Genomic DNA, 19,992 nt, shown 5'->3' with positions numbered 1-19,992 from the left:
AATGTCAAATTGCATAATTAGAGTTGACGCATCAATACAAATTGGCTCAGGACACGTATATCGCTGTATAAGCCTAGCTAAAGCACTCGAAGAAACGGGTGTAGAAGTCACATTTTTGTGTCGTTCTCTAAAAGGTAACCTGAACTCCTTAATTGCTCAGCAAGGGTTCGAACTTTTAACTTTGACCCCGCCCCTGCATCAGAGTTTAAATAGCCACTGTAGTCACGCGAACTGGCTAGAATCAACCTATGCAGATGAAATAAAAGAATCTCAAAGTATCATCCAACAGTTCTTAGCTGAAAAGAAAATAACAACTCTTGATTGGTTAATCATCGACCACTACGCTATAGAGCAACAATGGCACTTGTCATTAAGACCCTATTGTAAAAGATTAATTCAAATTGACGACTTAGCAGACCGCAAATTCAATTGCGATTTCCTTATAAACTCAAGTGTGTTTCCCGAACAAATTGCTTATTACGATGGTTTGGTTAACTCAAAATGTAAAACATTATTGGGCCCACAATTTGCTTTCATCAGAAAGTCATTTTCTGAGCAAAGAATGAAGCTAAAGCCATACAAAGAACGTATGAACAGAAAAACAATACTGATGTTTTTCGGTGGGGTTGATAGTAAAAACGAAACGCTTAAAGCACTAAAAGGGACAATAGAATCGATAAAAAGTAATATGCTTAATTGCACCGTCGTACTAGGGATTAACAATCCGAATAAAGGCGAGATAGAGCGCTTCTGTCAAAACAGAAGTGAGATACTGACGGTTAAAATTCAAGTAAATAATATGGAACAGTTAATGTCTGAAGCTTTCTTATTTATTGGCGCTAACGGAAGTACCATATGGGAATGTTGCACTCTAGGATTGCCAGCAATTACCGCTAGTATAGCCAGTAATCAAGCTTTACTAGCCAAGACGCTAGATAATAAACACATAATACGCTGGCTCGGAGATTGTAATAATACTCAGGAAACTAGCTATTCAAAAGCTCTGGAACTAGCTATAAACGACCGTAAGTCTCTACAAAAGCAATCTAAATTAATGTTGAACCTATTAGACGGACAAGGTTCTCACAATACTATTAGATACATTGAAGATATAAAACATGACTCCGACAATACTAGTAACTAGCGCATCTAACAAAGTTCAGTTAGTAAAGTCATTAACCCACTACGGGAATGTTTATGGCGTGAAGGTAATAACCAGCGACATTAGTGTTGATGCTGCTGCACTATACTTCTCACATGACCATATCCTACTACCCAAACTAAACTCCCCAGAGTACATATCAACACTAACTAAGCTTTGCCAGAAAAAATCTATCAGATACATCCTGCCAACCAGAGATGGAGACTTAGAGTTTTTTACTAAGCACTACACTTTATTTCTAGATAAAAATATTGTGCTGTTAATGAGCCCCCCAAAAACAATAGAAATATGCACCAATAAACACTTGTTCCGGAAGTTTTGTGATGACAACAATTTACCGATTCCAGGTAAAATCACGGATATATCCAGATCGTTCCGGCCTTGTGTTGCTAAGCTAGCTAAAAGCTCCGCCTCAGCTGGCGTTTTTATAGTTCAGAGCAAGAAAGATCTAGACATCCTCCTGTCACGCTGCAGCGCGTCAGAATTAACTTTTGAAGAACTTATTAGCGCCAAAGAATACTCCATTGATGCCTTTCACGACAATAATGGTAACTTAGTCGGTTCTGTGACAAGAGAGCGAATAAAAGTGGTTAATGGAGAGTCCTCTATAAGCCAAGTCGTTGATGCCCCATTATTAAGCGAACTAGCTAGAAACCTTAGTAAACTTATACCCTTTAGAGGTCACATAACTATTCAAGCTTTTATGGATGCAAACAGCATATACTTAATAGAGGTGAACCCTAGATTTGGAGGAGCTTCTAATTTAAGCATTCAAGCTGGGCTAGCATCAACTGAGAGGCTTATGGCTAGTATAGTCGGAGATACCGAAACACTGTATAGAGAAAATGAACTCAAAATTGGACTCAAAATGCTACGGTATAGCGAGGACCTGTTTCTAAATGCTTAATCATAATCAATTTAAAGCTATCATTTTTGACTTAGATGACACTTTATATCTAGAGAAAGACTATGTGTTAAGTGGTTTCAATGCCATTGCTGAAGAGTTGGCAAACTATGGAATTTCAAAAGATGAAAGCTATCAGTACCTATATGACTATTTTGATACTAAAGGCAGAGCTGGTTGTCTTGATAGCTTATTAGATACCTTCAAACACATTGAAGCAATGCCTACTATAGAAGAGTTGTTATTATTGTACAGGTCTCACCAACCAACTATTCGGCTATCAGAATTGGTAAAAACAACGCTGACTAAGATACAAAATCAGGGAATAAAAACAGCAATAGTTACCGATGGTTTAGGTCAGATGCAAAAGAACAAAGTAGCTGCACTAGAGCTTGAGAAATACGTCGATCACTTCATTTACTGCTGGGACCTAGGTGCTCCAAAGCCAGCGATTGAGGGCTTCAAATTAGCACTAAGTAAACTACAATGCCCTGCAGAAAACTGCATATTAGTCGGAGACAATCCAGAACATGACATTAAACCAGCCTATCAGCTAGGGATCTACTCAATCCGTTTACTTCAAGGTCGATTTAAGAACATCCCAGATAACCAAAACTACCCAGCCAACCAGCACTGCTTGTCAGTACACACTTTATTCGAGACTTAATATGTACATAGTAATAAATGGAAAAAGAATTGGGCCAGATGAGCCCCCTTATGTCATTGCCGAAATGTCTGGAAATCATAATGGCGATATAAATAGGGCTATCTCTCTAATTAAAGCTGCGAAGGATGCTGGAGCTGATGCAGTTAAACTTCAAACTTATACCGCCGATACGATCACCATAAACCATGACTCTGAAGAATTCAAAATTACTGGCGGATTATGGGATGGTTATAAGCTGTATGATTTATACAAGGAAGCACATACCCCTTGGGCATGGCATAGGCAGCTGTTTGAAGAAGCAGAAAAAATAGGTATAACAATTTTTAGCTCTCCTTTTGATAATACAGCCGTAGATTTTCTTGAAGAACTAGATACTCCAGCCTACAAAATTGCGTCTTTTGAACTTGTAGACTTACCTTTAATCGAGCGAGTGGCCAAAACAGGTAAGCCAATCATAATGTCTACTGGAAATGCTAATCTTTCAGAAATAGAAGAAGCAGTAAATACAGCTAAGAAAAGCGGGTGTAATGAGCTCGTTTTATTACACTGTATTAGCGGCTACCCTACTCCTGCAGACGAATCGAATTTAGCAACGATTCCAGTTTTATCAGAAATATTTGATACTCAAATAGGGTTGTCAGACCACACTTTAGACATTGGAGTTTCTGTTGCAGCGGTAGCTATGGGAGCTACTATTATCGAAAAGCACTTCACGCTTTCACGCTCTGACGGAGGCCCTGATTATGCGTTTTCTTTAGAGCCAAGTGAATTAGCTAGTTTAGTTACAAATTGTAAGATCGCTAGACAAGCTATAGGTACAGTCAGCTTTCAAAGCAGTGAATCAGAATTAAAAACCAAATGTCACAGGCGATCATTATATATAGTTAAGAATGTAGAAAAAGGCGAAGTGATATGCCCAGAACATGTTCGCTCTATTAGACCTTCAAATGGTTTAGCGCCTAAGTACTTATCCACGATACTAGGACGTAAGGCCAAAAAGAATTTACCATTTGGAAAGCCGCTAGCTTGGTCTGATCTAGACTAGTCCCTACGAATACTGGTTATAAAAAGCTAGGCGCATGGAGCGCCTAGACTAAATACTATTTTTAGGCCTAGCGTAAACAATAAGCTCACGACCAAAGCCTAACTTGGCTGAAGCCTCTGAAAAACTAATATAATCATCGAGGCTTTGAGAAATTAAGAAGTTTTCTATAAGTATTCTACTATTGTGGGCAGCTTTTCCTAAACTTCTATCTTTCCAATAATTGGAGTTAGGGTTAGTTAAAAAAACCTCTATTGGAAAATTAACTTGGCTAGACAACACCTCATAACCACATTCATCTAACGTATTAGCCAAAGTCACAGCATTGAAAAAGCTAAGGTGCTCAGGTGGCGCGAACCAAGTATTAGTCGTCATGTTTTCATCAACGAGTCTTTTTTGAAAATCAGAATAATCATTAGGAACTTTAATTCTAAGTGCAGAACTAGAACCCAATAAGCCTTTTAACGAGAGTAATAAGTCAATTGGCTCTAGTACATGCTCTAAAACATTCTGTAGATTTACCAAACCAAACTTTTCACCTGCCTCAACACTCTTAGAAATGAGCTGTAAAGCATCCCCCTCATCAAAAAACTGTAAAAGCTCAGGGTGAAACTTTTTTAGAGCAAACGAAGAAAAATCACAGCACTTCACATTCCAGCCTAGGCTGAGTAAGTTTTTAGTAAAAAAACCTTCTCCGCATCCAACATCAAAAAGTGTTTTTTCACAGCTTAATTTTTGAGTTGTTTTATCCGCTACCGCTGCCAAATTTAACATATGAGCCAATTCTTCTGGAAGGTAGTCCTCCTGATAAGCCCCTTTAGGATCTTGAAAATATTTTTCTTGGTAGTGCCGTGTTAATTCTTCAATTGATGGTTTCGGATAGGCCTCAATAAAACCTAATTGATGTTCTTTTTCTGTGAATTTCAAAGTACTCTCCAGCCTGGTTGGCAACTTAAAAGATAGGGAAACAACAAAAGATCACTCTATGAGTAATGTCATATACTCGTGAAGCTTCTCATCAGCAGTTTTATTCAACGCGTGATAAACCTTACTAGGGAAAGCAAAGGTTTTACCTTCATCTTCTAAGAATGTTTGTGGTGGCTCACTATCTGTTTCTTCAACAAACAGCCAACTACCGTTTCGATGACGCTTATAGGTTTCACCTAAGTATGCACCAAATATGTAAGACAAAGTGAACGCATCCTTTTCTTCAAGGTTAGATTCGCTCAACTTCTCTACTATTTCATCAACATACAAAATACTATCAATGGTGAAATCTAAATCTTTATCAAAATTTTCTCGCGAAAAATCAACAGCATCTTTTGCAGCCTGCTCCATCAAGCTTTGAAAGCCTTCCATCATCAAATCCTTAAGTAAACTAAACAGTGATACCACGCTGTTTTAAGATTTCTAACGCAGGTAAAGAGTCAAACCCAACCTCTGGGTGCGGACTTGGTGTCTGATCAAATTCACCTAAATCGTTTTCCACTTTTACTCGCATTTCTCGTAAATAGTCTATCCAAATAGACTTTCCTTTTGCATACCTCTCTAAACACACAGCCTCATCTTCTGATGAATATGCTAAACGTGTTAAGTAGGTTAAGCAAAACGAAGCGCTTCCTCGCACCAAATAATAAAACAAAGACTCATTATCTAAAACCGACTCTTTAACAAGAGTAACCTGTCGATTTAGCTGCTCCAAAATTTCGTCCCAAGAGGCCGGCTCTTTCGTCAAAATATCTATCAATTCATCACAATGCTGTGCAAATGATTCAAACCTAAACTGTTTTTCAAATCGCTTAGTTAAATAGTGAAAAGCTGATTTATATGCATTGTTTTTTAGATCTTTCTTCAAGCAATTTTTATCAACTCTATCGTTAACCAAAAGAATATTTTCGGCTCTTAATGGCATAGTGCCTGAAATGTAAGCTCCATCACTTGTGTTATAACACTCAACATTGTCAAAACCGGACAAGGCTTTACTGAGTATTTCTGATGAATATTTAAATTCGTGCTTAGTAAATACATAAGAATCAAAGTTGCCAGGCACCCTAAAACCTACACCATGAGAGCTATAATCATAAAGCGCTTTCCCATCTTTAGAATTAAAGTATGCGGAATGTTTACTATGGTGCTTTGTAGGATCTTTAAACCCTAAATCCACTCCGAAGAGGTAGATTTGCCTAAAGCCGACCTGCAAAACATAAGACAACGCACAGTTTGAAACCGTAGGATAAGAATATAGAATACCGTCCAACTGCTCGACTTCTTCGGATAACTCTAGATGAACTAAGCTACCCGCCTCTCCTTTCTTAAGACAAAATAGCGTATCACCAAACATACTCGTAACGTCTGGATGGATACCATTGACAGTGATTAAATCAATAGATTTTAACCAGTCAGGATCTGGTACCTGACATACCCAATGAAGTGTTGCTTTGGTTTGTTCAACCTCCGCATGAAAATCAGGTTTGATGCCTAATTCATAAAGAGCCTTCAGACTCGTTCCGCAAGACACGATAATAGCTTTATCCTGGTGCTCTTTGATATATTCACTACAGGAGTCAAGAGACGGACCATTACCGATAATAAATACTGGTAACTCACTTAACTTATCAACCAAGGCTTTAGGTTTATCTTTTAATAGAAAATGCTGATTCCTAGAGAAAGCCTCATTGGTGTGATTTAAGTTATAAAAAGCATGATCGAAGTACTCACTGATATTAAGAAGTACCTTGAATTGCTCTCTAGTCGCTCTAATACTTTTATCCATTTGCTCTTGATAGTAGCTAACATAGAAAAATGTATAGGACAGTATATGGATACCATAGCTTTGAAGGCGCAGATGAATGTCATCAAACATATTCGTGCCATCATCCCCGATGTTGAGGTAAAGCTTAGACTTCTTGTCATCACACTGGCGTAACATAGCCGTCCAATCAAGAACCCACATAGAAGCAAAAAAGAAATCTGGGTTAGGTTCATACAATATGAAGTTGTCTACTTCATAATCTAGTAATAAAGATTCAATTTGATACCCCAACGCACCTCCATACATGATGAAAGAAGGCAACTTTTGAGGCAATTGAGTATATCCAGAATCTGGAAGCTCTAAGACTAGGTCTTTAAGTAGTCTAGATTTTTCATAGTGAATAAAAGGGCTAGGCTTATGTAGCGATTGCCTTGCGTCTAATGCATCAATTTTTGGTTTTTTCTTATAGTGTTCAAAGTAACTCAGAGCTTCTTTTTTGGGGTCACCTACAAAAAAAGTAACCCCTTGTTTTAAATCAAATAAATTATACGCCCCCGCTCCTACACTAAAAAGCAGCCAACGATCCGCTTGGTATTTATCAAATCCAGAAGCAATGTCTGGAAAGTACCTCTTAAAGCTGCTGAGGCTGTTTTCATGCTGTGTATAAAGAAAAGACATATTTTCTTTTTCGATATCATACACATCTTCATCACTAACAAAATAATTAAAAAGGGAATAAGAAAACTCGCACTCTCTCTCATTCTCCAGCTTTACGAAACTTTCGAAGTTTAGTTTATTAAAAGATGATATGCCCGTTGCAAGATTAAATTCTAAGGTATTAAAAACTGAATAATTATAGTGTCTGTATAAATAAAAACTTGATATTTGGTTATCTACCTTCCAAGTTTTAAGCACTTCTAAACTATCTATTTCTTTTGAGCCAGTAAGGATAGTCAAAATTAAGCCGGAACTATTTACGTGGTCAAGCAGCTCCTTCCATTGAGCAGTGAGTAATGATACATGTAGCAAGTCAATCTCAGGTTCAATGATTACAACTCGTTTCCACTGTTTCATTCTTATCAAATCAAACAAATGTAAACCAAGCCCACAACCTAAAATGACCAAGTTACTATCATCAGACGGGGGTTGATAACGTTTATCCACTCCTGAAAGAATAGTATTTAAAGTGCAGCCAACTTCAGGTTTGGGTTGAATTGAAGCGTAAGAACTATCGCACTCAACTAACAATGCTCCCGTGGCAAATTGTCTGACTTGCTCTTTAACCTGCTTTTGAGGTACTTCTTCATAAAGAGAACGACCTCGAGTAATGTTCATTACATTTAGGTATTTCTTTTTTGTAACAAATGGAGAATATGTAATAGGACTATGTTTTTGAAGAGCTTGAGCCAGCGAAATATCATATTGGGCTAAAGCTTTTATATTTCGAGTAAACTTCTTTTGAAAAAAAGGTCCTAACTGAGCCTCATTTTCTTTTTGTAATTTATCGTCAGCATCAATTTGAAAATCAATATTTTTAAGCATCTAAATCCCAATTTGCTAAAGCTACGAGTTTTCTATGTAAGCAGTAATGACTTTCTTACTACGATTTATTGTTCCAAGAGACGTTTCTATTTTAGAACGTTGCTTAGAGCACTCCTCATACATAGAGCTTAATACTTTCAAGTGCGACTCGAGCAATAGCTTATCCTCCAAGCTTAAAGAAGGTAACTCAAAAACAGATTGAATTTTTTCCTGATGACTTTGAAAGCTCTCCTCAATAACCATTATATTTGGTTCATTAGTTCGGAGTTCATCTTCAATAGCTAAAAGTAACGAAGCACAAGCATCTAAAAGATTAATGATAGTCGCATCAGACATAGTTATTTTTGCTTGTAGGCCTCTTGCTTCGCTGATTCGGGAATTTGGTCCCAAGCCGATTTAATTGGAAGCAATAGCTCAATCACTTCTTCAACCTGTTTAGCATTATTAGTCACCGACGCTTCTGATAAGACATCAAGCATATAAGTATATAAGTCAGCCAGATTTAGTGAGATTTCACCGCCGCGCTCATGATCTAAGGTGTCTTTAAGGGAAGTTATAATAGAAGTTGCTTTAGCAATGGGTTTGCTTTTATTTGCCATATCATTTCGCTCAATACAGCCTTTAGCTACTGCCAAGTTCTCCAAGGCTGTTTGCATTAATATTTGAGTAACACCATGTGGGTCAGCGGTTGCTATTTGGTCTTTAATGCCAACCTGACGATATTGATTAATGCCTTTCTGATACATATTTAAATTCCGTTAACTATTCAATTGCGCTAGCTGCCCCGTAATATATGACATCTGGCTATTTAAGTTACCCATGGATACATCAAAAGCAGTATATTTAGCTCGTAAAGTCTTCTCATAAGAAGCCATACGCTCTTCAAAATCCAACTTTTGGTGCTCATAGTCACGTAACTGACTTTTTACTGACTCTTCTCTGGATGCGAGAATACCATCAGATTGTTCATAACTTTTAACAATTCCTGAGAATGATTCAGCAATACCACCAGACATTGCAAAAACCTCGCCAATCCCATCCATGTTATTTGCTAAATTTTCTTTAAACTTACTTTCATCGAGCTTAAGCATCCCGTCGTTATCAAGTTCAACTCCAATACCATAAAGTGTTTTCAAACCCGGCTCTGCGTCTTCATAGCCATTGCTTGCAATTCGTCCTAACGAAAAACGTAATGAACGAAACATCGCATCACCACTCAACTCCTTACGACTTGAATCACTATCGTCGCCTTCAACAACAGTTTCTGGCTTAGAATATTTATCAATTTCAGATATAACTTTGTTGTAAGCATCAACAAACTCTTTCATGTTTTCGAGTGCTTTTTCTTCACTAGGCGCAATATCTAGGTTCACCGATGAAGACGTCACTTTATTGGCGGTAATAGAAACCCCAGAAACAACATTGTCAAATTTATTACTATCACTTGTAGCTTGAATACCATCAATAGTAATAATCGCTGAACTAGCATCTACAACAGTCATTTTACCTCCAGCATTGGTAAAATTATCCAGTTCTGCGTTAGCGCCAGTATTTGTAACTGTGAGAGTGTTACCATCTCCAGTTTCTTCAGAAGTTATCGCAAGGCGCACCTCAGAGCCTGTCGAAATTAAATTGGCAGACACGCCAAAGTTGTCTTCGTGTGAATTTATTTGCTCTCTCAGCTGTTTGAGCGTGGTTCCAGCAGTTACATCTAAAACCATGGATTCTCCGCTAGCGGTAGTAAATGTTAATTGACCATCACTAGTTGCTACTACATCGTTTTCGGAAGAATAAAGCGGAGTTCCTCCATTAGCTGTAGCATCGATAGAAGTGAGAGAAGAACCTTGAGCAAGTTGTTGTACCTCAATGGCATAGCTGCCGTTGGTTGCACCATCTGCTAAATCCACTGTAACAGATTCATTACCCTCTGATTCACCGGTACTTGCAACACGCGGAATAAACGTCGACTGTTCTTGAGCTTTCTCTAAGATACTAAGAAATGAACTTAGCGCTGACTTTACCGAACCAACAGCAGACAACGTAACATCTAAGGTGTTTTTAGTTTTTTCAAAACGAGCATCTTTACCCGCTCTCTCTGCGTTAATAGATACCTCTATTAACGCTTCCAAATCTAAGCCACTGCCAATACCCGCTGCTGTAATACCTGTCATAATCTATTACTCACTCAACACTAAACTATTTGATCAACAAACAAACCCGTTGTTTGACCTATCGCATCCTGAAACTTTCTTAAACGCTCTTCAAGTTGACGATACTCTTCTGAGGGAATTTCTCTAATCAACTCATCAGTACTTCTATTGAGCACCGAAGTAAAAAACTGACCATCGCGTTCATCCACAACAAATTTTACATCGCGGTCTTGAACTTCGAGCAATTGGTTAAGCGAGGCAACAACATCTTCAACATCAGACTTATCTTCCGCCTGTCGTTCTTGCTGCTTGGCCTCTTGCTCAGCTTTAATCTTTTCCTGCTCTTTTTGAAGCGATAACTGTGCCACTTCCATTTTGTCAGCAGCACTTACTTTTTGTTCCTTACCACCAGAAAAGCTAGTTGTGAGATTAGAAGCAGTTATTGAGCTAACATTGCTATCCATAAACCAGACTCCTTAAACAAAGCAAGCCACACTTATTAGTATAAGTGTGGCTGCGTCTTTCTTCACTATTATTAACGATTAAACTAGAGCTAACGCAGCCTGTGGGCGTTGATTTGCTTGAGCAAGAATCGAAGTACTGGTTTGTTGAAGAATCTGAGATTTAGTTAAGTCAGCAGTTTCTTTTGCAAAATCAGTATCTTTAATTCGAGAGCGAGCACCAGAGATATTCTCTGAGATGTTAGACAAGTTACGAATCGTAGATTGGAAACGGTTTTGAACCGCACCTAACTCAGCTCTTTCGGAATCAACCTTTTTGATAGCTGCATCAATCGAATCCATTGCAGCTGAAGCACCACCAGCTGAAGATACACTTAAACCACTAATTGCCAGGCCTGCTTGGCTAATAGTTGTACCAATAGCCACTGTGATATTTTCGCCAGCATTTGCTCCAACCAGGAAGTTAGCGCTGTAATCACCAGTTAACAAGTCCGTACCACCAAAGTTTGTGGTTGTACCTACTCGGCTAATCTCAGCTTTAAGTTGGCTAACTTCAGCTTGAAGTGCTAATCGATCATCTGTGTTATTTACACCATCTTGAGATTGAACAGCTAGAGTACGCATGCGCTGAAGCATAGTAGTAACTTCATCCATTGCACCTTCAGCAGTTTGCGCTACTGAAATGCCGTCTTGTGCATTCATAACTGCGCGGTCAAGACCTTGGATTTGAGAAGTCATACGGTTAGAGATTTGTAGACCTGCTGCGTCATCTTTTGCGCTGTTAATTCTGAAACCAGAACTTAAACGCTGATAGGCAGTATCTAAAGTGTTACCAGAATTGTATAACTGGCGTTGTGCGTTCAATGACGACACATTGGTGTTGACAACTAATGCCATAATTTGAGCCTCCTAAGAAATCGCTCATCCTGATTGAACTGTGTCAGGACGACCTAAACCATTCGTTAGTTGTTGAACCCCTGATTTATGAACCGTAAATCAAGACAACTTAAAAATGGACCAAAGTTTTATTAACTTCATATTTGTTAGCGGCAAGGGAGGAAAAAGCTTTAGAAAAAAATAGGAAAAAAGCGGAATAATTTTGCCGCATTTACGGCAAGCCTTGTAAACACAGGCTTTCGATGCCAGAAAAAACTTCTGAACACATTAAAAAAACGATATATTTACGACAACTGACCGATAATTGAACGCCAAATTTTTGCCTTTTATTATTGGCACGTACATTGCTTTGATATATTCGCAGTCTGAACCGCTGCGAAAAAAAGGCCAAGTGAGTATGCATCACTTGACCGTATCGCTCGAAACGATAGGAGATTGAGAGCGAAACTAAAGCGCAACTTATTATTGGTATGGAATTGAGCCTCCTAAGAGTACTAATTGCGCTACTGCAGTCTGAGGACGGTGGATTGAACCCCCACCGTCCTTTCTTTTTATATTATCCAAGTAGAGATAATGCAGCCTGAGGACGTTGATTAGCTTGAGCCAAGATGGTTGTCGACGTTTGCTGAATAATCTGATTTCGCGTTAACTCAGCAGTCTCTTTAGCAAAGTCAGTATCTTTAATTCGTGAACGCGCCGCTGTTACATTTTCTGAAATGTTAGACAAGTTACGAATGGTTGATTGAAATCGATTTTGAACCGCACCTAATTGAGCACGTTCGCCGTCAATTTTCTTAACAGCTGCATCAATCGCATCCATTGCTGCACTTGCACCAGCCGGGCTTGACACACTAAGACCACTAATAGCTAAACCTGCCTGTGACACAGTAGTAGCGATTGTTACCGCAATGTTTTCACCTGCGTTAGCACCAACTAAAAAGTTTTCGTTGTAGTTACCGTCCAACAAAGTGATATTACCAAACTTAGTAGTAGTACCCACTCGGCTAATTTCAGCCTTAAGTTGAGAAACTTCGGCCTGCAGCGCTAAACGATCATCAGTATTATTAATACCATCTTGAGATTGAATAGCTAGGGTACGCATACGTTGAAGCATGTTAGTTACTTCGTCCATTGCGCCTTCAGCAGTTTGTGCTAAAGAAATACCATCTTGAGCATTCATTACAGCACGGTCTAAACCTTGAATTTGCGAAGTCATACGGTTAGAAATTTGAAGACCAGCGGCATCATCCTTTGCACTATTAATACGCAAACCAGAAGATAAACGTTGGAATGAGGTATCTAAAGACCAACCAGATTGGGTTAATTGGCGTTGGGCATTTAGTGATGACACATTAGTATTTACGTATAAAGCCATGATATTTCTCCTATCTATATCTTAACCATTTATAGGTTTTATTAGTTGTCAGTTATTTTTTGTTTCTGACTTACCCTATATAACGGCATTACTTCAATATTCTTTAGCAATTATTTTAAAATTTATTTTCTAGTAAACATTAAAATAAAAAAGGTTGCTTCAATATTGAAGCAACCTTTATAACGGCAGCAGTTAAGTAATCTTTAGAAATTTATAGGTAATTAAATAAAGAAAGCTGACTAATACGGCTGTAGGAGGAGTAGGAAGTGTTTAAGGCAAGTTCTGCTTTCTGCAGGTTACTCACAGCTTCGGCGAAATCCACTTCGCTCAACGACGCCCGTGATTTTTGGTTAATAAGATCCATTGAGGAAGCTGCATTCCGTACCGCTTCTAATGAATTACCTCTAGCTCCTATCGACCCTAGAGTAAGGTTTACACTCTCTAATGAATTATCTAAACCAACCAAAAAATCAGATTGTTTTTCTACAAAAGCGTCCCCTACTAAACTAGGATCTTCTAAAGCTACTATATAATCAGACAGCATATTTAGAACATTATCTTTTTCTGGTGGAGCTAATTCAAATGACTCATTGGCACTACCTGCAGCAGTCGACACTGTAATTTCAAGCCCATTAAAGTTAATAGGTTCATTAGGTACATAGTTACCAGTTACGGGGGGGACTAAAGAAGCTCCGCCACTATCTAGAATTTCATAAGTATCAGGAGCACCTGCAGTAGTTTGCAATTGATAAGTATTGTTCGCTGGCGTTATCGGGTTATAATTTAATTTATGAAAACTATCATAAGCACGCTGGTCATTAACTACCGATGTAATATTAGGCGTTACATCATTAGTTCCAAAACGCTTAAATACGTTATCAAAAATTTCTTGCCCAGTATCATTACTTTGAATATACACTGAAGAAGATACTTTTAATTCATTTACACCGGCATCACCTTGGTATTTATAATCTGTACCGTCAAACACATAGGGTTGTTTCTGAGTTTGAAATCCAGAAAATACGTAACTCCCATCGGCATTTTGGCTGTTCATAAAATCAACCATTTGAGCCTGAATTTGCCTTAACTCCTGAGCAAGTGATTTTCTCTCTGCTTCACCATTTAAGCCATCGCCAGATTGAACACCCAATACCCTCGCCCGTTGCATGGCGTTGATCATCCCATCTAAAGTTGACTCTTCAAAGTTAAGGGCGTTTTCTAACAAGGTACCATTTTTAAGGTGTTGCTCTGTTAGCGTTATTTCTGTAGTCAGAAACATAGTCTTACTCATGTCTGACGGACCATCGGCTGCCGTTAACAACTTCTTATTAGTAATAAGATGTTGATTCATTTTCTCAACTTGCTGCTGAGAGTTGAGCACACCATTTAGTGAGTTTTGATACAAGTTAATACTGGAAACTCGCATAGTTTATTACCTCACTGAGCTTAATAGAGTTTGAAAGGTTTCTTGCGCGGCACTAATCACTTGAGCAGAGGCAGCGTAAGCTTGCTGGAAGCGAATCAAATTAGACGCCTCTTCATCTAAATTAACACCGGATATAGAGTTATGACGCTGGGTACTTTGCTCTAGTAAGGAGTTAGCAGCCGATGCCGACACTCTCGCCTCACTTGTCTTACCGCCAACAAAACTCACCACGCTGGCATAGGCATCGTTCATCGTCATTTTATTGTCGCCACTAGTGGCTAAGCTTTTACGTACCAAATCTTGCTGCTGCAAATCAACGAGACGCAGCGCATTGTAGTTGTCGTTAAAACCATCGGTATTGTAACCCATGGTGAAAACATCACCCTCTTGTACATCGCCGTCTATGTTTATTTCATAACCTGGTGTTAACGCTGGAACAGCGTTGGCGAATAATTGTTGGCCGGCACTGGCTGCTGGAGCTGTTGCGATAAGTACTCCATTACCATCATAAATATCGTAATCATCAGCTGCATTTATTCTTACCTCGGCAGGACCGTTTACATCATAGCCACCCGGTAAGGTAAAGTCAGATGTTGCAGGGTCTGTGTCATAAATAGAGTCGATAGAAACCGTTGCATTTCCACGGTTATTAAGCTCACGCTCAACACGTATAGGTGAAGCTAAAGCAAGTTTCTCAGGTTGGCTCATACTCACCGTCATAGAGGCAGCTGCATCTCGCACCGGTTGAATAAGGTGCCGATCACCAGCGGCAAAGGGGCCAGAAGAAAAATCCCAATCCATGCCATCAAGTTGAAAATTGGTCGGTGGGATAGTCCCTGCAATCACTGCGTCAATGGGTTGGTCGCCATCATAGCGCTGAACTTCAAAGGTAGTAGCAGAAGTAAAAGTAACCCGATAATCATAGGGCGTTACCTCACTGCCACTGCCCGCAATAAAACTTCCACTTATGCTGCCAGCAGCAGTATTAGTAGAAAATTCCTTACCATTAAAAGTCGGCAAGGTGAAAATGTCACCACCAATATCGCCATTTAAATCCATACCCAATCTGTTTTGAGTATTAAACGCATCGGTCATCGCTACCGACAACTGACCCAATTGGTTGCGGCTGGTATCCAAAGTGGTTTTACGGTATTCCATCAAACCACCAATGGTACCGCCGATATCCTCACGACCAATGATTCGACTAGAACCTGCCAAGCTTAGAGTCATCTCTTTTTGAGTACTATCAGGGTCACCATCAACAATAGCTAACTTAGTATGGTCATCTTGCAATACTAAAGCTTGCCCAGAGCGCATAAATACCAGAGTTGAACCGTCATCTTGAACAATAGTATTAATATCGATTAACTCTGCCAAATCCTTAATTGCTTGGTCACGTTTGTCAGATAAAATCGCATTATTACCGTCTAATGGACTGCCACCTGCGGCAATAATTTCTTTATTAATTTCGGCGATATTACTTATCAAAGCATTGGCTTCATCAGCTTTTTCAACAATATCTTGGCTAATGTTTTTTTCTTGAACTTGATACTGTTCATTTAGAGTTCGATAACGATCAGTTAAAGCATTAAATTGAGACAAAGCCAATTCGCGCGTAGATAGAGCCGTAGGATTGTCTGTTGTGGCATGTAACTGGGTAAATGTATCGTCAAATTTACTGCTCAACGATAAAGAATCATCGCTAAGAATTGCATCAATATGGCTTACTGACTCTAAATAAGCGTTGCGGTTAGCGTAGGTGGATGTATCACGAAACATCTGAGCTTGGGCAAAACCATTTAGTACGCGCTCAGTATACCCTTCACGAAGTCCACCTAAGGTATCTGCAGTGTAGAACGTTCGCTGTAAGCTATAACCCGGAGTATTAACATTGGCAATATTGTTACCTGTTGTCATCAACAAACGTTGATGCGCAGCAACACCGGAAGATCCAATTGTTAGTAGGTCATTCATTGCCATTCGTTAGTTACTCCCCTTCAACCGCCAGCTGACGAAACTCCGCAAAATGCTTACCGTCCAAAATTTGGCCAATTTTATTGGCATATTGAGGGTCAGTGGCATAACCAGCTGCTTGTAATTCTTTAGCGTATTGCTTCGCATCCATGCCGTTGGCCAAAGCTTGTTGGTAACGCGGGCCTTCAACAAACGATAAGTAGTCTTTAACACTTTCTTCAAATGAGCCATAGGCGCGAAACGCAGCTCGCTCTTGATTGGCTTGACCATTTCTGTATTCCAAAGTGTTCACTACAGCCTTATCTCCCTGCCAGCGACTATCCGCTTTTATCCCAAATAGATTGTGGCTACTAGTGCCATCACTATTGGCGATAACCTTTTTACCCCAACCCGATTCAAGTGCTGCTTGTGCCACAATCGCCAATGGCTCGATCCCTTTATCTGCCGCCCACTTTTTGGCAACAGGCAAAATGGCTTGAATAAATTCACTAGGAGAGGCAAAGCTTTGCCGATTTATTGCCGTCACCTCCTGAGTATTTTCGCTAACAACCGCTTTAGCGTTATCTTTTTCTAAAGTTTTGCTACTTGCGGCCGTTACACTGGTCGATGGAGCAATTTTCTTGCCAGTTGTATCTAATGCATTTAAAGCACGTTGTTGAAGATCAATGTTTTGACCACCGCGTAACACCGATGCAGGCGTAATATTGGCAGCGGCGGGGTCAAGCTGAGCCACAATTAAGTCAGCCAGGCCTAAGGCTCCAGACGACGATAACTCCAAAGCCATTTGGTTGTCGTGCATATCCCGGTAGGTTTGGGTATGACGATTATTTAATGGCGAATCATTTTCAAACAACTCATTACTTTTACGCATTTGTTTCATTAACATCTGCATAAACAACGCTTCAAACTGACTAGCAACTTGTTTTAGTGCCTTGTTTGGATCTTTTTGAGCAGCACTTCTTAGCTCATCTAAACTGGCTAAATCGTGATAGTTTGCTGATTGCTTAACCGCGTCCATTACCATGTTAAATCACCAATAATTCGCCTTGAATAGCACCTGCTTGTTTTAGCGCTTCTAATATTGATACTAAATCACCAGGGGCGACACCAACGCGGTTAACCGCGCGCACTAAATCATCTAACGACGCGCCGGGGTCAAAGTTAAACATTCTGGAGTCTTCTTGGGTGGCTTCGATCGTGCTCACGGTCGTTTCAACCGTTTCACCATCTGAAAAAGGATTTGGCTGAGAAATTAACGGTGTTTCAGAAATCTTCACAGTTAAACCACCATGAGTAATCGCCGCAGGCAATAAACGAACGTCTTTACCAATAACAATGGTTCCGGTACGCGAATTAACAATAATTTTGGCTGACTCTGATGCTGGTTCAAAGGTTAAGTTTTCTAAAGTAGATAAATAGGCAACACGTTGGCCTGGGTCGCGTGGCGCAAAAACTTGCACAGAGGCGGCATCCATTGGCGTTGCGGTATTAGGGCCCACCAAACTATTAATGGTATCTGCTAGACGCTTTGCTGTTGTGAAGTCCGAACGCTTAAGGTTAAAGGTAATAGTATCGCCACTCATGAACGGAGATGGCACAGAGCGCTCTACAATTGCTCCGTTTGGAATTCGACCAACCGTTGGCGTATTTGAAATAACTTTAGAACCATCGGCGCCTTCAGCGCCAAAACCACCAACAATTAAACTCCCTTGTGCCAAGGCATATACTTCGCCGTCAGCACCTTTCAAGAAGGTTTGAATTAAACTGCCACCACGTAAACTTTTCGCCTCACCAATGGCCGACACAGTTATATCAATGGTTTGGCCTGGTTTAACAAATGCGGGTAACTCTGCATGTACAGCAACAGGTGCTACATTCTTAATTTTTAGATTGGTACCAGGAGGAACAGTAATCCCAAAGTTGCGTAACATTGTTGCAAAAGACTGCTTGGCAAAATCACTATTTTTTTCACCAGTGCCAGGCAAACCTACCACTAAACCATAGCCGGTTAATTGGTTTGAGCGCACGCCAGCAACATTTGCTACGTCTTTCACACGTGCGGCATTTACCGAATTTGCAACCAAGCATAAACCCAAGCTCAATATTACAATGCTACGTTTAAACATAAGATTACTCCTAAAGCTCAGGGCTTAAAATGGCCAAATTGGACCATTAAAGAATTTAGATAGCCATCCCTGATTGGTGGTATTGGCAAAATCTCCGGTGCCACCATATTGAATGCGCGCGTTGGCGATGCGTAACGATGTAATAGAGTTATCTGGTGCTACATCTTCAGGGCGAATAATGCCCGTTAAGCGAATATACTCATTACCATTGTTTAGCATTAGCCATTTTTCACCACTAATAATTAAATTGCCGTTCGCTAATACTTGAACAACATTGACTGAGATATTGCCATTTAAGCTGTTACTTTGAGCGGCGTCAGCTTCACCGGTAAAATCACTACTTTGGCTTAAGCCCAGCTCAATAGGGTTTCCATTTATAGTTGCAACACCACCAGGTACCGTTATTTGGTTAAGATTGAAATTCTTATCTTTCGCTAATTCGTTACTCGCCGACTTGCTGGCTTGAGTGCGCTCTGCCAGTGTGACCACAATAATGTCGCCAACACGGTGCGCTTTTTTATCTGAATACAGATTATTAGCGCGATCTTCTGTAAACAAAGATCCGGTGATTCTTGCCTCAACGGGTACATCTTCTGGATACACCGGCGCAAACTCTGGGTCATCTGGCACTACTGCAGTATTAACACTGGCACAGCCAGCCATTGCTAAACAGGTTGCTACTACCATTAGTTTATTCATGAGCAATCCCTCTCTCTAAACTTTGTTTACAGCTGTTGTGTTGCGAAGGTCAACATTTGATCTACGGTTGAAATCACTTTTGAATTCATCTCGTAAACCCGTTGCGCTTCAATTAAATTAACCAATTCTTCAGTTACGTTTACGTTCGACGTTTCTAAAGAGCCTTGGCGAATCGCACCTAAACCATTCTCCGATGCAATCCCATTTTGTGGAGCCCCACTGGCACCGGTTTCTAGGTACAAGTTTTGTCCGCGAGGCTCTAAACCAGACGAGTTAACAAAATCCGTAATAGTGATTTGGCCAATAACTTGACTGTCGGTTTGCCCTGGTAAGCGAACACTCACCTCGCCGTCTTCGCCTACGGTAAAGCTTTGTGCGTCTTCAGGGACCTGAATTTCTGGCTGTAAAGGGTAACCGGCACCAGGGGTTACAATGGTGCCTTCGTCATTTAAACCAAACTGACCATTACGCGTATAAGCAGTTGTACCGTCTGGCATTAATACTTCAAAAAAACCTCGACCATCAATCATCAAATCAAAGGCGTTATCAGTAGTTTGAACATTACCTTGGTCATGATTCTTTTGCGTTGCTATCACCTTGGCACCTGCACCAATCATTAAACCTGATGGCATTTTAGTGTTCTGTGAAGAACGACCGCCTGGTTGATTAATTGTTTGATACAACAAATCTTCAAATACTGCGCGGCTCTTTTTATAGCCCACCGTGCTTGCGTTCGCTAAGTTATTAGAAATAACCGATACGTTAGTCTGTTGGGCATCTAAGCCTGTTTTACTGATCCATAAAGCGGGATGCAT

At 39.9% G+C, this 19,992-nt stretch carries 19 protein-coding genes; 4 read left to right on the top strand and 15 right to left on the bottom strand.

Annotation, left to right across the window (positions count from 1 at the left end; all coding sequences use genetic code 11):
- The first annotated feature begins 1 nt into the window (after position 1).
- The 4 genes from pseG to pseI are packed head-to-tail and all read left to right on the top strand — an operon-like array spanning position 2 to position 3,778.
- Entirely contained in the window at positions 2–1,144 is a 1,143-nt protein-coding gene (pseG, locus tag K5L93_RS18080; protein WP_220721082.1) for a UDP-2,4-diacetamido-2,4,6-trideoxy-beta-L-altropyranose hydrolase, read from the top strand.
- Complete coding sequence (locus K5L93_RS18075) at positions 1,119–2,069, top strand: ATP-grasp domain-containing protein (protein WP_220721081.1); 951 nt, start codon at positions 1,119–1,121, stop codon at positions 2,067–2,069. The genes pseG and K5L93_RS18075 overlap by 26 nt, the downstream gene beginning before the upstream one ends.
- Positions 2,062–2,733 carry an HAD family hydrolase gene (locus tag K5L93_RS18070; protein WP_220721080.1) on the top strand — a complete coding sequence of 224 codons (672 nt, stop codon included), beginning with the start codon at positions 2,062–2,064 and terminating at the stop codon, positions 2,731–2,733. The genes K5L93_RS18075 and K5L93_RS18070 overlap by 8 nt, the downstream gene beginning before the upstream one ends.
- Position 2,734: 1 nt before the next feature.
- Positions 2,735–3,778 (top strand): pseudaminic acid synthase, encoded by a 1,044-nt coding sequence (pseI, locus tag K5L93_RS18065; protein WP_220721079.1) that lies wholly within the window; start codon positions 2,735–2,737, stop codon positions 3,776–3,778.
- A 48-nt stretch (positions 3,779–3,826) separates the two neighbouring features.
- Here the strand turns inward: pseI and K5L93_RS18060 are convergent, their stop codons facing one another.
- The 15 genes from K5L93_RS18060 to flgG form a co-directional block, all read right to left on the bottom strand.
- Positions 3,827–4,702 carry a class I SAM-dependent methyltransferase gene (locus K5L93_RS18060; protein WP_220721078.1) on the bottom strand — a complete coding sequence of 292 codons (876 nt, stop codon included), beginning with the start codon at positions 4,700–4,702 and terminating at the stop codon, positions 3,827–3,829.
- 51 nt (positions 4,703–4,753) lie between these two features.
- Positions 4,754–5,134, bottom strand: a complete 381-nt coding sequence (locus K5L93_RS18055) for a hypothetical protein (protein ID WP_220721077.1) — start codon at positions 5,132–5,134, stop codon at positions 4,754–4,756.
- A gap of 19 nt (positions 5,135–5,153) precedes the next feature.
- Positions 5,154–8,069, bottom strand: a complete 2,916-nt coding sequence (locus tag K5L93_RS18050; RefSeq protein ID WP_220721076.1) for a motility associated factor glycosyltransferase family protein — start codon at positions 8,067–8,069, stop codon at positions 5,154–5,156.
- A gap of 21 nt (positions 8,070–8,090) precedes the next feature.
- Positions 8,091–8,405 (bottom strand): hypothetical protein, encoded by a 315-nt coding sequence (locus K5L93_RS18045; RefSeq protein ID WP_220721075.1) that lies wholly within the window; start codon positions 8,403–8,405, stop codon positions 8,091–8,093.
- A 2-nt stretch (positions 8,406–8,407) separates the two neighbouring features.
- Positions 8,408–8,815: a flagellar export chaperone FliS gene (gene fliS, locus K5L93_RS18040; RefSeq protein ID WP_220721074.1), complete on the bottom strand. Its 408-nt coding sequence runs from the start codon at positions 8,813–8,815 to the stop codon at positions 8,408–8,410.
- Positions 8,816–8,827: 12 nt separating this feature from the next.
- On the bottom strand, positions 8,828–10,240 hold the full coding sequence (gene fliD / locus K5L93_RS18035) for a flagellar filament capping protein FliD (RefSeq protein ID WP_220721073.1): 1,413 nt from the start codon (positions 10,238–10,240) through the stop codon (positions 8,828–8,830).
- Between the two features lie 20 nt (positions 10,241–10,260).
- Positions 10,261–10,683, bottom strand: coding sequence for a flagellar protein FlaG (locus tag K5L93_RS18030; protein ID WP_220721072.1), 423 nt, complete (start codon positions 10,681–10,683; stop codon positions 10,261–10,263).
- Positions 10,684–10,761: 78 nt separating this feature from the next.
- On the bottom strand, positions 10,762–11,577 hold the full coding sequence (locus tag K5L93_RS18025) for a flagellin N-terminal helical domain-containing protein (protein ID WP_220721071.1): 816 nt from the start codon (positions 11,575–11,577) through the stop codon (positions 10,762–10,764).
- 556 nt (positions 11,578–12,133) lie between these two features.
- Positions 12,134–12,952: a flagellin N-terminal helical domain-containing protein gene (locus K5L93_RS18020; RefSeq protein ID WP_220721070.1), complete on the bottom strand. Its 819-nt coding sequence runs from the start codon at positions 12,950–12,952 to the stop codon at positions 12,134–12,136.
- Between the two features lie 211 nt (positions 12,953–13,163).
- Positions 13,164–14,378, bottom strand: coding sequence for a flagellar hook-associated protein FlgL (gene flgL / locus K5L93_RS18015; RefSeq protein WP_220721069.1), 1,215 nt, complete (start codon positions 14,376–14,378; stop codon positions 13,164–13,166).
- A gap of 6 nt (positions 14,379–14,384) precedes the next feature.
- On the bottom strand, positions 14,385–16,358 hold the full coding sequence (gene flgK, locus K5L93_RS18010) for a flagellar hook-associated protein FlgK (protein ID WP_220721068.1): 1,974 nt from the start codon (positions 16,356–16,358) through the stop codon (positions 14,385–14,387).
- 7 nt (positions 16,359–16,365) lie between these two features.
- Positions 16,366–17,376 (bottom strand): flagellar assembly peptidoglycan hydrolase FlgJ, encoded by a 1,011-nt coding sequence (gene flgJ / locus K5L93_RS18005; RefSeq protein ID WP_246615085.1) that lies wholly within the window; start codon positions 17,374–17,376, stop codon positions 16,366–16,368.
- 1 nt (position 17,377) lies between these two features.
- Positions 17,378–18,478: a flagellar basal body P-ring protein FlgI gene (locus K5L93_RS18000; protein ID WP_220721067.1), complete on the bottom strand. Its 1,101-nt coding sequence runs from the start codon at positions 18,476–18,478 to the stop codon at positions 17,378–17,380.
- A 24-nt stretch (positions 18,479–18,502) separates the two neighbouring features.
- Entirely contained in the window at positions 18,503–19,177 is a 675-nt protein-coding gene (gene flgH, locus K5L93_RS17995; RefSeq protein WP_220721066.1) for a flagellar basal body L-ring protein FlgH, read from the bottom strand.
- Positions 19,178–19,203: 26 nt separating this feature from the next.
- Positions 19,204–19,992 carry a flagellar basal-body rod protein FlgG gene (gene flgG, locus K5L93_RS17990; protein ID WP_220721065.1) on the bottom strand — a complete coding sequence of 263 codons (789 nt, stop codon included), beginning with the start codon at positions 19,990–19,992 and terminating at the stop codon, positions 19,204–19,206.

It is taken from the genome of Agarivorans litoreus, assembly GCF_019649015.1.
Classification (GTDB): domain Bacteria; phylum Pseudomonadota; class Gammaproteobacteria; order Enterobacterales; family Celerinatantimonadaceae; genus Agarivorans; species Agarivorans litoreus.
The sequence above is the reverse complement of the archived record's forward strand: the minus strand, read 5'-3'. Positions and strand labels throughout refer to the sequence as shown.